Origin of the sequence: Anaerobacillus alkaliphilus (genome assembly GCF_004116265.1) — a bacterium.
Lineage (GTDB): Bacteria > Bacillota > Bacilli > Bacillales > Anaerobacillaceae > Anaerobacillus > Anaerobacillus alkaliphilus.
In genome coordinates this window covers 620,359-634,738 of sequence record NZ_QOUX01000046.1, presented here as the reverse complement: position 1 = coordinate 634,738, position 14,380 = coordinate 620,359, and the positions used below count along the sequence as shown (strand labels likewise).

General features: G+C 38.5%; 14 protein-coding genes. All 14 read left to right on the top strand.

Annotated elements, in window-relative coordinates:
* The first annotated feature begins 25 nt into the window (after positions 1–25).
* Positions 26–775, top strand: a complete 750-nt coding sequence (locus tag DS745_RS18340) for an IclR family transcriptional regulator (protein ID WP_129079667.1) — start codon at positions 26–28, stop codon at positions 773–775.
* 61 nt (positions 776–836) lie between these two features.
* Positions 837–1,376: a 3-hydroxyanthranilate 3,4-dioxygenase gene (locus DS745_RS18335; RefSeq protein ID WP_129079666.1), complete on the top strand. Its 540-nt coding sequence runs from the start codon at positions 837–839 to the stop codon at positions 1,374–1,376.
* Positions 1,367–2,422, top strand: a complete 1,056-nt coding sequence (locus DS745_RS18330) for an amidohydrolase family protein (protein WP_129080091.1) — start codon at positions 1,367–1,369, stop codon at positions 2,420–2,422. The genes DS745_RS18335 and DS745_RS18330 overlap by 10 nt, the downstream gene beginning before the upstream one ends.
* The gene (locus DS745_RS18325; protein WP_129080090.1) at positions 2,370–2,834 is read left to right on the top strand and encodes a RidA family protein; all 465 of its coding nucleotides are present in this window, start codon (positions 2,370–2,372) and stop codon (positions 2,832–2,834) included. The genes DS745_RS18330 and DS745_RS18325 overlap by 53 nt, the downstream gene beginning before the upstream one ends.
* 74 nt (positions 2,835–2,908) lie before the next feature.
* Entirely contained in the window at positions 2,909–4,384 is a 1,476-nt protein-coding gene (locus tag DS745_RS18320; RefSeq protein WP_129079665.1) for an aldehyde dehydrogenase, read from the top strand.
* 14 nt (positions 4,385–4,398) lie between these two features.
* On the top strand, positions 4,399–5,187 hold the full coding sequence (locus tag DS745_RS18315) for a 2-keto-4-pentenoate hydratase (RefSeq protein WP_129079664.1): 789 nt from the start codon (positions 4,399–4,401) through the stop codon (positions 5,185–5,187).
* A 6-nt stretch (positions 5,188–5,193) separates the two neighbouring features.
* Positions 5,194–6,084 carry an acetaldehyde dehydrogenase (acetylating) gene (locus DS745_RS18310; RefSeq protein WP_129079663.1) on the top strand — a complete coding sequence of 297 codons (891 nt, stop codon included), beginning with the start codon at positions 5,194–5,196 and terminating at the stop codon, positions 6,082–6,084.
* 33 nt (positions 6,085–6,117) lie between these two features.
* Positions 6,118–7,137 carry a 4-hydroxy-2-oxovalerate aldolase gene (gene dmpG, locus DS745_RS18305; protein ID WP_421721830.1) on the top strand — a complete coding sequence of 340 codons (1,020 nt, stop codon included), beginning with the start codon at positions 6,118–6,120 and terminating at the stop codon, positions 7,135–7,137.
* Between the two features lie 13 nt (positions 7,138–7,150).
* On the top strand, positions 7,151–7,924 hold the full coding sequence (locus DS745_RS18300) for a 2-keto-4-pentenoate hydratase (protein ID WP_241657863.1): 774 nt from the start codon (positions 7,151–7,153) through the stop codon (positions 7,922–7,924).
* 8 nt (positions 7,925–7,932) lie between these two features.
* Entirely contained in the window at positions 7,933–8,124 is a 192-nt protein-coding gene (locus DS745_RS18295; protein ID WP_129079661.1) for a 2-hydroxymuconate tautomerase, read from the top strand.
* Positions 8,125–8,271: 147 nt separating this feature from the next.
* Complete coding sequence (locus DS745_RS18290; protein ID WP_129079660.1) at positions 8,272–9,279, top strand: TRAP transporter substrate-binding protein; 1,008 nt, start codon at positions 8,272–8,274, stop codon at positions 9,277–9,279.
* 21 nt (positions 9,280–9,300) lie between these two features.
* Entirely contained in the window at positions 9,301–9,780 is a 480-nt protein-coding gene (locus DS745_RS18285) for a TRAP transporter small permease (protein WP_129079659.1), read from the top strand.
* Positions 9,777–11,057 carry a TRAP transporter large permease gene (locus DS745_RS18280; protein WP_129079658.1) on the top strand — a complete coding sequence of 427 codons (1,281 nt, stop codon included), beginning with the start codon at positions 9,777–9,779 and terminating at the stop codon, positions 11,055–11,057. Before DS745_RS18285 ends, DS745_RS18280 begins: the two co-directional genes overlap by 4 nt.
* Positions 11,058–11,231: 174 nt before the next feature.
* Positions 11,232–14,309 carry an efflux RND transporter permease subunit gene (locus DS745_RS18275; RefSeq protein ID WP_241657862.1) on the top strand — a complete coding sequence of 1,026 codons (3,078 nt, stop codon included), beginning with the start codon at positions 11,232–11,234 and terminating at the stop codon, positions 14,307–14,309.
* Positions 14,310–14,380 lie beyond the last annotated feature (71 nt).

The following is a 14,380-nucleotide window of genomic DNA, read 5'->3' as shown; positions in this document are numbered from 1 at the left end:
AATTGTAGATAAAGTGGGTGAAGTCGTGATTTCCTCAGTTCGTAAGATTGCGAAGATTTTAGATTGTTTTACTGAAGATTCACCAGTATTAGGTAACCTTGAAATAGCCGATAAATTAGGAATGAATCCGAGTACTGTTCATCATTTAGTCCGTACATTGTGCCAGGAAGGGATATTAATTCAAGATAGCCGAAAGAAATACAGACTAGGTTGGAAGTTACTTGAATGGAGTAACCATGTCATGTATCAACAAGAAATTTACAGTGAAGCGATACCTTTAGTGGAAGGCCTTGTAAGCAAATACAAGGGAACTGTTCATATTGGAATGTTTGATGCAGGAGAAGTTCGATTTGTCTTGAAGGTTGCTTCAAAAAATTCTGTTCAAGTACCTACATACGTGGGTGCCAAAAAACCGGCGTACTGCACGAGTACAGGGAAAGTACTTCTTTCATACAACCCATCCTATATACAGCCGACAATATCAAAAGGGTTGTTACAACGGGGACCGAATACAATTACATGTGTGAAAAAACTTAAGGAAGAATTAGAAATCATTCGAAAACAGGGTTATTCAATTAGTAATAATGAAAATGAAAATGGTCTTTATGGGATCGCAGCACCAATTCAATCGTATACGGGACAGACCGTTGCCGCTTTAAATATGGTTGGACCTGTTTCTTATATGCAAGGGAATGAAGGGCACGCGATTATCCAAAGCGTAAAAAAGACAGCGCAGTTAATATCACGAGAACTAGGATATATTAACTCTATTTGAAAACGCTTACAAGTGTATTTGTTAATAATATTCCACAAAAACCTATAAGGGGGAATTTCAATTGAGATTGAATTCAAGAGTATTTAACATCTTAAAAGTAATCGAGGACAACAAAGATTTGTTGAAACCGCCAGTGAATAATAAAGTTCTTTGGGAAGATTCAGAATTTATTGCGATGTTACTTGGGGGACCGAACAAACGTCGGGATTTTCATGTAGATCCTTCTGATGAATTTTTCTATCAAATTAAAGGTGACTGTTATGTTGAATGTATTAATGAAAAAGGAGAGCGTGAGGTTGTAACGGTAAAAGAAGGTGACATGTTCATGCTTCCTGCAAATGTACCACATTCTCCACACCGAGTGGCAGACACTTACGGTATTGTACTTGAGAGAAAGCGTGCGACTGGAGAGCTAGAAGATTTTGTCTGGTTCTGTGAAAAGTGTAATGCTGAGATGCATCGGGCAACTGTCCAATTAACGAACATTGAGACACAGGTAAAGGGTGCTATTGAACAGTTTAATGGAAGCTTGGAATTGAGGACTTGTAATCATTGCGGTCATGTTATGTCCGAGGAAGCGGCTGAGTGGGTATGCGAATAGACTTTCATACACATATTATTCCACCAGAGTTGCCAAATTTCGTTGAAAAGTATGGTCAGGAGAAATGGCCGCTACTTGAGCAAACGTGCACATGCGGAGCGAACATCATGGTTGCTGGAAAAGTTTTTCGAGAAGTAACCGATCAAGTATGGTGCGCTCATAAACGAATACAAGATATGGACCGTGAAGGTGTTGATATTCAAGTTCTCTCACCAATACCTGTGACGTTCTCGTATTGGGCACCAATAGAGCAAGCATTAGAGATGGCGCAAATCCAAAATAACTTTATTGCGAATACCGTCAACGAGTTTCCTAATCGCTTTGTTGGCCTCGGAACAGTACCAATGCAGGACAGCAAAGTAGCCATTCAAGAAATGGATCGTTGTATGCACGACTTGAAACTTGCTGGTATTGAGATTGGTACAAATGTGAATGGGAAAAACTTAGATGCCCCAGAACTAACTGAGTTTTTTCGAAAAGCTGAAGAGTGGCAAGTACCTTTGTTTATACACCCATGGGAAACGATGGCGAAGGAACGGACCCCAAGACACAACTTTATGTACACGATTGGAATGCCAAGTGAGACAGCTCTAGCCGCAGCAAGTCTTGTTTGGAGTGGCGTTATGGAGAAGTTTCCGAATTTGAAAATTTGTTTTGCTCATGGAGGTGGATCATTCCCATACATTCTACCTCGCCTTGATAAGGGTTGGGAAGTATGGCCACATCTACGTCTAACAACAGAACCACCAAGTTATTATGCGAAGAAATTTTACTTTGACTCATTAAACTATGATCCTCTAACCATAAAATATCTCATTGATAGATTTGGAGAAGATAAAGTGCTAATGGGTTCAGATTATCCGTTTTTATTACGCGAAATTCCCCCGGGGAAGGTCATTGATGAAACCATGGACCTTTCTGAAAAACAACGTAGACTTTTGCTAGGGGAAAATGCCATGAGGTTTCTAAATCTAAAGGAGAGGGTTGATGAAAATGGAACAACAACTCATGCATCCAGAGGAGAAGCTTCGAAACTTGGGAATTGAGCTTGCTCCAGTACGAACAGCTGTCGGGAATTATGTCAGCCATGTTCGAGTTGGTAACTTAATTTTTACATCAGGCCAGGGTGTCGACCAATACCACGGAAAATTAGGGCGTGAACTTGATATAGAGACAGGGTACAAGGCTTCTAGGCAATCTATGTTAAATCTATTAGCTGTATTAAAGCATGAACTAGGGGATTTGGCGAAAGTGAAAAGAATAGTTAAAATCCTAGGTTTTGTGAACTGCACGGAGGATTTTAAGGATCAGCCTAAGGTAATGAATGGGGCATCTGACCTATTAGTTGAAGTGTTTGGAGACAAAGGCAAACATGCAAGGTCAGCAGTTGGGATGGCCCAATTACCGAACAATACGGCGATCGAAATTGAAATGATTGTTGAAGTAGAGGATGAATAGTAGTAATTACGGTGGCAATCTCCTTTGTCACCGTAATGTAATCATCTATTGACCTAGAAATGGAGGGAGAAGTTATGCAACTAAAGGAAAAAAACATCCAGAGAATACAACCGATTGATTGTAGGCACTTTATAGATGGGCAATATGTTGACTCTACAAGCTTGAAAACATTTGATAATATCAATCCCGCTACTGAGACAGTGATTGGAAAAATCGCTGAAGGTGGGAAAGAAGAAATAAATTTGGCGGTTGCAGCAGCCAAAAAAGCTCTCAAAGGACCATGGAAAGATCTGACTACTAGAGAAAGGTCTGATTTGTTACGTAGAATTGGTGATGGGATATTAGCTAGAAAAGAAGAGTTAGCAGTCTTGGAAGCTATGGATACTGGTAAACCATATGAGTTAGCGCTAGAGATGGATATCACTCGTTCAGCACATAATTTTTACTTCTTTTCTGATTATCTTACATCATTAGGGAATGAGTCGTACCAACAGGACGATAAAGCCATCCACTATTCTATTCGTAGGCCAGTTGGCGTAGTTGGTATGATTAACCCTTGGAATTTACCTTTGTTATTGCTGACATGGAAATTAGCGCCTTGTTTAGCAGCGGGAAATACAGCTGTTATGAAGCCCGCTGAATGGACGCCTATGACCGCAACGGTATTAGCTGAAATTTGTCAAGAAGCTGGTGTGCCGGATGGAGTAGTTAATGTCGTTCATGGCTTTGGAGCCAATTCAGCAGGTTCAGCGCTAACTGAACACCCTGATGTGGATGCAATTACATTTACCGGTGAGACAACAACCGGTACAGCAATTATGAAGGCTGCGGCTCCAACATTAAAGAAGCTTTCCTATGAATTGGGTGGGAAAAATCCAAACATTATCTTTGCAGACTCTGATCTCGACGAAGTGATTGAGACTACATTGAAATCAAGCTTTATGAACCAAGGTGAAGTATGTTTGTGTGGTTCTAGAATTTATGTTGAACAGCCAATCTATGAAACGTTCCTAGAAAAATTTGTAGCGAAAACGAAAGAGCTACGAGTGGGTGATCCTTTTCATAAGGAAACTAGAGTTGGCGCCGTAATTAGTAAAGAGCATTACGAAAGAGTTCTAGGTTATATAGAAATTGCTAAAGCTGAAGGCGGTACAATTCTAACAGGTGGAGGTCGTCCTGATGGTGAAGAAGTTGGTTACTTTATTAGTCCAACAATCATCACTGGCCTAGACCGAAACTCTCGATGTGTACGTGAAGAGATCTTTGGCCCTGTGGTTACCGTTCTACCTTTTGAAACAGAAGCAGAAGTGATTGAACAAGCGAACGATACTCATTATGGTTTAGGCACATCGATATGGACGAATGACTTGCGTAGGGCACATAGAGTTGCTCACCAAATTGAGGCAGGGATTATTTGGGTAAATACGTGGTACTTACGAGACTTACGCACACCTTTTGGAGGAATGAAACAAAGTGGCTTAGGTCGTGAAGGTGGTATGCATAGCTTTGATTTTTATAGTGAAATATCTAACATTACGATCAAGCTTTAGATGGGGGTGTATTCTTGACAGTGACGGCAAAAGAATTTTCAGAGTATCTAGCAAATGCGGAGTGTAATCGTAGGGGAGTTCAGCCCTTAACTGAGATAGAACCAAATTTAAGTGTGGAAGAAGCATATCAAATCCAATTAGCGACTGTTCAAAGAAAAATTGATCAAGGACAATTCGTAGTTGGAAAGAAAATAGGTCTTACTTCAGTTGCTATGCAAAATTTCCTTGGTGTTAATGAGCCTGACTACGGACACTTATTTAACGAGATGGTTGTTGAAGTTGGAAAAGACATTTCTTTTTATCGTGTTATGCAACCTAAAGTTGAAGCAGAAATTGCGTTTATATTAAAAGAGGATCTAGTTGGACCGAATGTTACTGCGGATGATGTACTCCGTGCGACAGATTATGTTGTGCCGGCCTTAGAAATTGTAGATAGTAGAATTCTAAATTGGAAAATAAAACTAGCAGATACGATTGCAGATAATGCTTCTTCTGGATTATTTGTACTTGGAAAGATGCCGGTCGATGTACAAAATATAGACCTTGCTAAAGTAAAGATGTGCTTTTATAAGAATGGAGAGCTAGTAAATACTGGTGTCGGTTCAGATGTTCTTGGTCATCCTGCTAATTGTGTAGCTTGGCTAGCAAACAAAATCTCTCATTTTGGAATTTCATTGAAAGCAGGAGAGGTTATATTATCAGGAGCTTTATCTGCAGCTGTTGATGCAAAACCTGGGGATGAGTTTAAGGCAACAATTGATGCCTTAGGGGAAGTAAATGTTCGTTTTGCTGAGGGGGAATAAACAGCTATGAGAAGAGTAAAAGTTGGGATTATTGGTTCTGGGAACATAGGAACTGATTTATTAATGAAACTCCAGCGCTCAAGGCTAGTAGAGGTTACGACAATGATTGGGATTGATCCTAAATCTGACGGATTAAAGCGTGCCAGTGCTTATGGATGCACAATTATTATGAATGGGATAGACGGTTTCTTAGAGAAACCAGAGTTAGCAGATATATTATTTGATGCTACCTCAGCTAGTGCTCATTATCGTCATGTTGAAGCTTTAAAAGGTACAGGGAAACAGTTAATTGACTTAACACCAGCTGCAATCGGTCCTTTTGTTGTTCCATCTGTGAACCTAGGTGAACACATGGATGAGCCGACAATGAATATGATTACATGTGGTGGTCAAGCAACTATTCCAATAGTTTATGCGATTAATCAAGTGAGTCAAGTAGAATATGCTGAAATTGTCGCCACAATTTCTAGTAAGAGTGCAGGCCCAGGAACTCGCGCAAATATTGATGAATTTACGGTTACGACTGCTAGAGGAATTGAAGAAATTGGTGGTGCCAAAAAGGGAAAGGCAATCATTATACTTAATCCTGCAGAGCCACCGATTATCATGAGAGATACAGTCTACTGTTTAGTAGATAAAGAAACTATAAACGAAGCTAAAATTCTCATATCTATCAATAATATGGTAGAAAAAATACAGGAATACGTCCCAGGTTACCGGCTAAGAACAGAACCGATTTTTGAAGGGAATAAGGTCACAGTCTTTTTGGAAGTAGAAGGGGCTGGAGATTACCTAGCTAGCTATTCAGGAAACCTTGATATTATGACAGCTTCAGCAGTTAGGGTGGCTGAGGAGTTGGCAAAACACCGACAAGTAACAACAACGCAAAATAACTAAGCTGGCTCCTCATAAAACGGAAAGGAGATCAAAATGATAGAACGTGACGTAATCATTACGGAGGTAGCGTTAAGAGACGGTAGTCATGCCATGAAACACCAATATACTGTTGATCAAGTTGTAGATGTAGCAAAGGCACTCGATTTAGCAAGAGTCCCTTATATCGAAGTATCACATGGCGACGGATTGGGAGGTTCCTCGTTACAATACGGACTTTCTGCTACTGATGAATTTGAGTTAATTAATGCCGCAGTATCTGTATGTAAGCATGCGAAAATCTCAGTTTTGCTTCTACCAGGTATTGGCACAGTTGAAGATTTAAAAAAGGCAGCAAACCTTGGCGCAAAAATGGCGAGGATTGCCACCCATGTGACCGAAGCTGATGTGTCCAAACAACACATAATGGTTGCCAAAGAATTGGGAATGGAGACTGTTGGTTTTCTCATGATGGCCCATATGGCTCCAATAAACACCTTAGTTTATCAAGCAAAATTAATGGAAAGCTACGGAGCTGACACGGTATATGTCGTTGACTCTGCAGGCACTTTATTGCCTGATCAAGTGAGAGAACGTATCAAAGCATTGCGTAATAATTTACATGTAAACATAGGCTTTCATGGACATAACAATCTTTCATTAGCAATGGCAAATACACTAGTGGCCATTGAAGAAGGTGCAACTAGAATTGATGGCAGTGTTCGCTGCCTAGGTGCAGGAGCTGGAAACACTCAAACTGAAGTATTAGTAGCAGTTCTTGATCGCCTTGGTTTAAAAACTGGAATTGATCTTTATAAGATGATGGATTTAGCCGAAGAGATTGTAGCACCAATTTTGCCTATACCGCAGGAAATTACGAAAGGTAGTCTCGTCCTCGGGTTTGCAGGAGTGTACTCTAGTTTTCTACTACACTCAATTACAGCCGCTAAACGCTTCGGGCTTGATCCAAGGGATATCCTTGTAGAACTAGGGAAACAAAAAGTAGTTGGTGGGCAAGAAGATATGATTATAGACGTTGCTAGTGAATTAGCAAAACAAAAGACAAATGCAATTTAAGGAGGTTAGGCGGGTGAATTTACAACAAATTGCTAAACACATCGATTTCCATCAGCAAAACGGAACTGAAATGGATAAAATTACAATTGAATACCCTTCCTTACATGTAGATGATGCCTATGAAATTCAGAGACTATCTATTGAAGAGGCAATAGCTCGCGGTGACGAACTAATAGGTATGAAAATGGGTTTAACAAGTGTTGCAAAGCAAAAATCAGTAGGTGTAGAAGAAGCGATTTATGGCAGGCTAACACGGTCGATGGAGCTCATGGAACCAACTCTAGGTATGAAAGGTCTTATCCATCCTCGAGTAGAACCGGAAATCGCCTTTGTCTTAAAGAAAGACTTAGAGGGAGAAAATGTAACAGTTCGTGATGTTTGGGCAGCGACAGAATGTGTCATACCGGCTTTAGAGGTCATTGATAGCCGTTACAAAAATTTCTCTTTTACACTAGAGGATGTTGTCGCAGATAATGCTTCTTCTACAAAGTTCTTACTTGGATATCAGGCATATTCTCCATATCATACCCAATGGGATCAAATAAAGGTTGAAATGTTTCGTAACGGTGAGCTTGTACAAGAAGGCGTTGGTGCTGCAGTTTTAGACCACCCAGTTCGCTCTGTTGTCGAACTGGTCAAAATGTTAAGTAGAAGAGGCGAATCACTAAAAGCCGGTATGGTGATTTTTACGGGTGCAATTACCGAAGCAATTAATGTGTACGAAGGAGACCAAATTGAAGTCAAGTTTGATCAGTTAGGTATCCTTAGTTTAAAAGTAGAGGAATAAATGAAATTATGCCAATTGCACATATTCATATTCTTGAAGGAAGAACTCGAGAACAAAAGAAAGACTTAATTAGAGAAGTAACGTTGGCAATCAGTCGTAGTCTTCAGGCCCCACCTGAAAAGGTGAAAGTCTTAGTTATTGAGATACCAAAAGATAATTGGGCTACCTCGGGAATTACGAAGGCAGAAGAGGATCAATAGTAGTGGAGTTAGGAACATGTTTTGAAGAATAACCTACAATTTTCATTCCATTGGATATTGGATACAAAAAAGTCACTGCAAATTATACAAATTTTGATTTACCACCCTATCAATAGTTGATATTTCCAAAAATAGGAGGAGATTTATGTGAAGAAAATCAAAAGAATTGCATCCGTCTTGGCAGTGTCTACAATGTTATTATTTGCAACAGCGTGTGGAGGTGGGACGAGTAAAGAATCAAGTTCAACAGAAACCTATTCCTTTAAATTGGCCCATATAACGCCTACCAACCATATGTGGCACATAGCTGCAGAAAAGTTTGGTGAAGAACTTAAGGAACGCTCTGGTGGAAGAATGAGTTTAGAAATATATCCAGCGAGTCAATTAGGAACAGAAGCAGACATGGTGCAACAGATTGCCTCCGGTTCAGTAGATTTCGGTCTAATAACATCTGCATACATGAGTTCGAGGTCGCCATCATTTGCTGCGTGGTTTATGCCATATGCGTTTGAGACATTAGAGGAAGCACATGAAGCTCGTACCTCCGAAGTTGCGAAAAAAATTCTAGGAACGTTAGATGAGCAAGGATTAGTTGGTTTAGATTATCTATTTGCAGGACAACGTGTCATGCTCTTTAAGGATAGAGAAGTATTATCGCCTGCTGATATGGCAGGATTACAACTTAGGGTTACACCAAGTCCACCGATGCAAGATTTTTATCGTTCAACTGGAGCTTCTACAGAAGGACTACCACTGCCAGAAGTTTACGCAGCAGTTCAGACAGGAGTCATTGATGGTATGGATATGGACCTTGATGCAACTATAACAAACAAATACTTTGAAGTAGTTAAGCATGCAGCTGTTACTAACCATATGGTCTGGCCATCTGTTGCCATTGTTAATAAAGGTATGTTTGAAGGAATGTCTGAGGCTGATCAAAAGATTGTTCGTGACGCCTTCAAAGTAGCGGCGGACTTTGCTGTGACTACTCGTGCTGGTCAAGAAGAAGAGTTTAAACAAATCTTGCGTGATGAAGGTATGAATGTCTATGAGTTAGACAGCAGTGTTTTTGCAGATCAGATTAGAGAATTTGACGAGAAGTATGGTGCCGTAGATCCACTCATTAAAGAATTTATTGAAAAGTTTAGAAAATAATGTTAAGAAGGGGGAGATCCAGTGAAAACGTTAAGCAATGGTATTTCAATCATTGAAAAATCGCTTGCCGTTGTCCTTATGTTTTCCATGGCTGTAATCGTTACAATGGCTGTTTTTTTTAGATACTTCCTTAATTCCCCCTTATCTTGGGCTGGGGAAGTATCAATATTTTTACTAGTTTGGATAAGCTTTATTGGCGGTAGCTTGGGACTAAAATACAAGTCTCAAGCTTCTGTTACTATTCTCGTTGAATATGTTTCTTTATCTGTAAAAAGAATTCTATTAATTATTGGACATTTATTAATGCTGATGTTTCTCATCTTTATTCTTTACTACAGTTATAAATGGGTGCTGTCGCCTAGTGTAGGTTTTCAAAAGTCTAGTGCAATATTATTGCCGATGTGGATACCGTTTAGTGCAGTACCTATTGGTTTAACTTTTGCCACGGTACACCTACTAGCGAACCTCTTAGATATTTTACGTGAGGGGGATGCTAAATGACGTTCTTAGTGGTACTAGCGTTTTTTATTTTACTTTTATTAGGGATACCTATTTCTCTTGTCTTGGGAATGACAACAGTATTATACTTTTTACTCGTTGGAAATCCAATCTTATTAGAGTCCACTCCTATGAGGCTTTTCTCAGGTTTAGAAAATTTCGGATTACTAGCAATTCCGCTTTTTATGCTTGCTGGAGAATTGATGAATAGTGGGGGGATTACAACGAGGCTTGTGAAGTTTTCTAGGGTGTTAATAGGTCATGTTCGTGGTGGGTTGGCCTATGTCACAATCATCTCCAATATGTTCTTAGCGTCAATCCTTGGCTCAGCAAATGCTCAAGCAGCGATGATGAGTAAAGTAATGGTCCCTGAAATGGAGAAGGAAGGGTATAAACGAGAATTCTCTGCCTCACTTACACTTGCATCTTCAATCGTAGCTCCTATTATACCACCAAGTATGATCTTTATTATTTATGGGACATTATCTGGAACATCCATAGGTGGACTATTTATGGCCGGTATTATTCCTGGTATTATGTACGGAATTGGGTTTGTTTCTTTAATCGCGTATTTAGGATATAAGCACAACTTTCCAAAGAGTGAAAAAGCGACTACTAAAGAAATTATATCAAGTACAATTAATGTACTTCCTGCATTACTTGTTCCAATAATTATCGTTGTCGGTATCTTAAGTGGGGTATTCACTGCGACAGAGTCCGCTGCTGTTGCCTGTCTCATTGCTTTCTTAATCGGGGCTTTTTGGTACAAAGAATTAAAGGTAAAAACCGCCCCGAAAATCCTTATAAACACAGTAATAAGTACTGCTACTGTTACGTTCTTAATTGCAATGGCAAATATATTCGGCTGGATGATTGCTTTTGAACAAATTCCTCAATTAGTAGCAAATTCGATGCTATCATTCACTGAAAACCCACTTGTATTCTTACTTCTAGTTAACCTTATGTTGTTATTGTTAGGAGCAGTTTTAGACGGTATTGCCGCTCTTATTATCTTAATACCTGTTTTAATGCCGTTAGTGGTAGCATTCCAAATTGATCCTATTCATTTTGGAGTGGTCATCTGTATTAACTTGACAATTGGACTATTAACTCCTCCAGTTGGTACTGGTTTGTTTATTGTCTCGTCAATTGCTGAAGTAAGGTTTGAAAAACTAGTAAAGGCAATTTTGCCATTCTTAATTATGGGCATTTTGGTGTTGTTTGTTATCACATATTGGGAGGATGCTGTCTTACTAATTCCAAGGTTACTAGGATTTTAATACGTCGAGACATGTTTGTAAGTTTTCAAAAGAATAGGTGAATAAGTCTGAAAAGGAGATAAGTTCTCCTTTTTTTCTTTTACAAACATTTAATTAGGATATTTCCTTAAATTGTGCTAAATTATATTTACACAAAAGATGTAATTTTATTGTACATAAAAAGGGGTTAGGATAATGGATATAGCTATTAAAAAACCGAAGATTACCTTAATGTTCTTGGTTTTACTGCTAATTGTGGGGACAATTACGTTTTTTCAATTACCAAAGCGGGAAATTCCTGAGTTTACCTATGACATTGGATCAATAACGACAATCTACCCTGGAGCTACTCCAGAAAAAGTAGAGCGAGAGATAACATCTCCATTAGAAAGAGACTTGCAGGCAATTATCGGGATTAGGGAAATGACATCCGTTTCAGCAGCAGGTGTTTCTAATATTACAATTCAGTTACAAGATGGCACGGATAAGACTGCGGTTTTTGCTAAAATTAGAAATGTAGTTTCACAAGTTAGTAGTACATTTTCAGACGAAGTTATTTCGCCGACGATTCGTGAAGATATTCAAATGGGTGCCTTAAGCTCGTATCACATATTATCACCGGATAGAGAAAAATTATATCAACTCAGGGACAGTATTGAGCAATGGCAAACGGAGATCGAGGGAATTCCTGGAGTCCGTGGAACTATTGTCAAAGGTATTCCTCAAGAAGAGTTAGTTATTAGTCTAGAAACGGAGAAGATGACTAGAAAAGGTATTATTCTTCCTCAAGTGTTAAATAGTCTTAAGGGAGAGTTTGAGACAATTCCTCTGGGGACTCAACAATCCAATGATTCAATAGTCCAATTAAGCATTGCAACATATCAATCTATTACAGACATAGAAAAAATATATGTAGGGTTATCAGCTGGAAATGAGGCAGTCTATGTAAGTGATATTGGTAATGTTGAATTACGAAGTTTAAAACCAAAGGACTATATCACATATAATGGAACACCAGCCTTATCATTTACGGTTTTGCCAGAACAGGGTGTTGATATTCCTTCTTTACAAAAGAAGGTTGATGAAAGACTAGAGCTATTAACTAGCGATCTTCCAGAGCAAGTGACAATAGATTTATTCTATACACAAAATACGATTGTCGCTCAAATATTCAAGGATCTCTCAATTTCTTTTATCATTTCTATTTTTGCCGTCATTATCATTACCTTATTGGGAATGAATTTAATTTCTGCAATTATTGTTGCCTTAGCCATTCCTACATCTATCATATTAGGTCTCATACCTCTCCCATATTTAGGGGTAGACTTAAATCAAATTTCAATAATTGGATTTATCATTGCCTTAGGAATACTTGTTGATGATGCGATTGTTGTAAATGATAATATTCAACGTCGTTACAGGCTTGGAGATGGCGCATTAAAAGGAGCATTAATAGGTACTAGAGAAGTTAGAGTATCAATTATTACATCAACACTTGCAGTTGTCTTTACGTTCTTTCCGTTGTTATTTTTATCTGGAGGAAACGGTGATTTTATTCGTGCTTTACCTAGCGTACTAATTACGACAATCATTGCCTCTACAATCGTTTCATTAACACTTGTACCAATTTATTCAAGTTGGCGTAGAAACAACTCCAAGAATGAACAGGTAGTAAAACTAGGCATTTTAGGTGGACTGATTGAAAGATTAGCAAACTGGTACAGTGAAAAAATCTTGAAAAGAGTAGTTAAAACTCCAGTGAAAATAAGTATCATTGGTCTTGTTGTTTGTACATTAGCATATGGGCTTATTCCGTTTATACCTATTGTCTTTTTTCCAAGTGCTGATCGAAGTGAAGTGACTGTTGACGTTACTTTACCTGTTGGCATAACAATGGAGAGAACAAACGACTATTTACTAGAGATAGCAAATCAACTAGCTGAAGACGAAGCAATAAAAGAAATATCTATCTATACAGGAGCAGGACTACCAGGTCTATTTGGCCAAGTGATGACTGGATCAGGTGAAAATACAGGTCAAATCTTGCTTAGGGTAGATAGAGAAAAACAAAAAGCAGACGAAACAATTGCCAAATGGACGGGGCAACTAAGAGGTACATTTCAAGATGCTGAAATAAAAATGACTACAATTGAAACTGGACCGCCAGTAGGTGCTCCAATAGCTATTAAAGTGGCTGGTCCACAGCTTAATGAGTTAATGAAGATCGTTACTGAAATTAAGCAAGAAATCGAGTTACTAGAAGGAAGCGGTGTAGTGGTTGATGACATTGGTTCTCCATTAACGACGATTGTCTATGAACCAAATCGAGAGGTCGTAGAAAAACATGGATTTACATTGCGTGAGATAAGTGAACAAATCCGTTTAGTAACTCTCGGTTTTCCCTTTGGTAACTTTGATACAGGAAAAAATAATGTAAATATGAGGGTTATTGTTGACGAAGTAGCAAAAGGCGAACAAGTAGATATGAGTGAACTATTTTTACCTAGTAAGCAAGAGATAGAGGGACAGCAACCTATCATTGTGAGTTTTAGTGAATTGCTAGTAGAAACGAAAACTGACCAAATTCAAAAAATTCCTCACATAAATGGGCAACGGACAATAACGATTAGAGCTTACCCTGGAGAAGAACAAAAAGCAGCATTAGAACAACAAATTGACAGGATTATTAATGGGATCAGTAAAAGCGAAGAGTATTCAATAACTGTAGGCGGGGAGTCAGAAGCTAGAACCGATTTCTTTATAGAAATCACGAAATTATTTTTTATAGTGATCTTCCTAATCTACATTGTAATGGCCATTCAGTTTTATTCCTTAATAACACCAATTCTTGTCATGAGTACAGTTTATTTAGCCATATCTGGAGCTATTTTCGGGTTATTTATTACCCAAGTAGGGATAGGTTTTATGGCGATGATGGGAATTGTTTCCTTAGCAGGGATTGTTGTTCGAAATTCAATAGTCCTAATAGAGTTTATTGAACAAAGATTAAGAGATGGTTATGAGCTAACAGAGGCAGTCATAGAAGCAGGAAGGACTAGACTTCGTCCAATTTTGTTAACTGCACTTACTTCAATAGCTGCTTTATTACCAATTGCCTTTGGTGGAGATGTATTATTTAAACCATTAGCTATCTCAATTATTTCTGGTTTGCTTTTCTCAACAATTTTTACAGTAGTTTTAGTACCTGCTTTTTATATATCTGCGTTTAAAAATAGAATTGCTAAAACGAAAGAATTAGAGAGCGATATTTAACTACAATAAAAAAGCTAACTGGATCAAATATCCAGCTAACTTTTTTAAATATCTGTAGTATAATAATTATG

Excerpts from the sequence above, each read along its gene's own strand:
- DS745_RS18330 (WP_129080091.1), top strand. The coding sequence starts at position 1,367 with ATGCGAATAGACTTTCATACACATATTATTCCACCAGAGTTGCCAAAT.
- DS745_RS18325 (WP_129080090.1), top strand. The coding sequence starts at position 2,370 with ATGGAACAACAACTCATGCATCCAGAGGAGAAGCTTCGAAACTTGGGA.
- DS745_RS18320 (WP_129079665.1), top strand. The coding sequence starts at position 2,909 with ATGCAACTAAAGGAAAAAAACATCCAGAGAATACAACCGATTGATTGT.
- DS745_RS18310 (WP_129079663.1), top strand. The coding sequence starts at position 5,194 with ATGAGAAGAGTAAAAGTTGGGATTATTGGTTCTGGGAACATAGGAACT.
- dmpG (WP_421721830.1), top strand. The coding sequence starts at position 6,118 with ATGATAGAACGTGACGTAATCATTACGGAGGTAGCGTTAAGAGACGGT.
- DS745_RS18295 (WP_129079661.1), top strand. The coding sequence starts at position 7,933 with ATGCCAATTGCACATATTCATATTCTTGAAGGAAGAACTCGAGAACAA.
- DS745_RS18280 (WP_129079658.1), top strand. The coding sequence starts at position 9,777 with ATGACGTTCTTAGTGGTACTAGCGTTTTTTATTTTACTTTTATTAGGG.
- DS745_RS18275 (WP_241657862.1), top strand. The coding sequence starts at position 11,232 with ATGGATATAGCTATTAAAAAACCGAAGATTACCTTAATGTTCTTGGTT.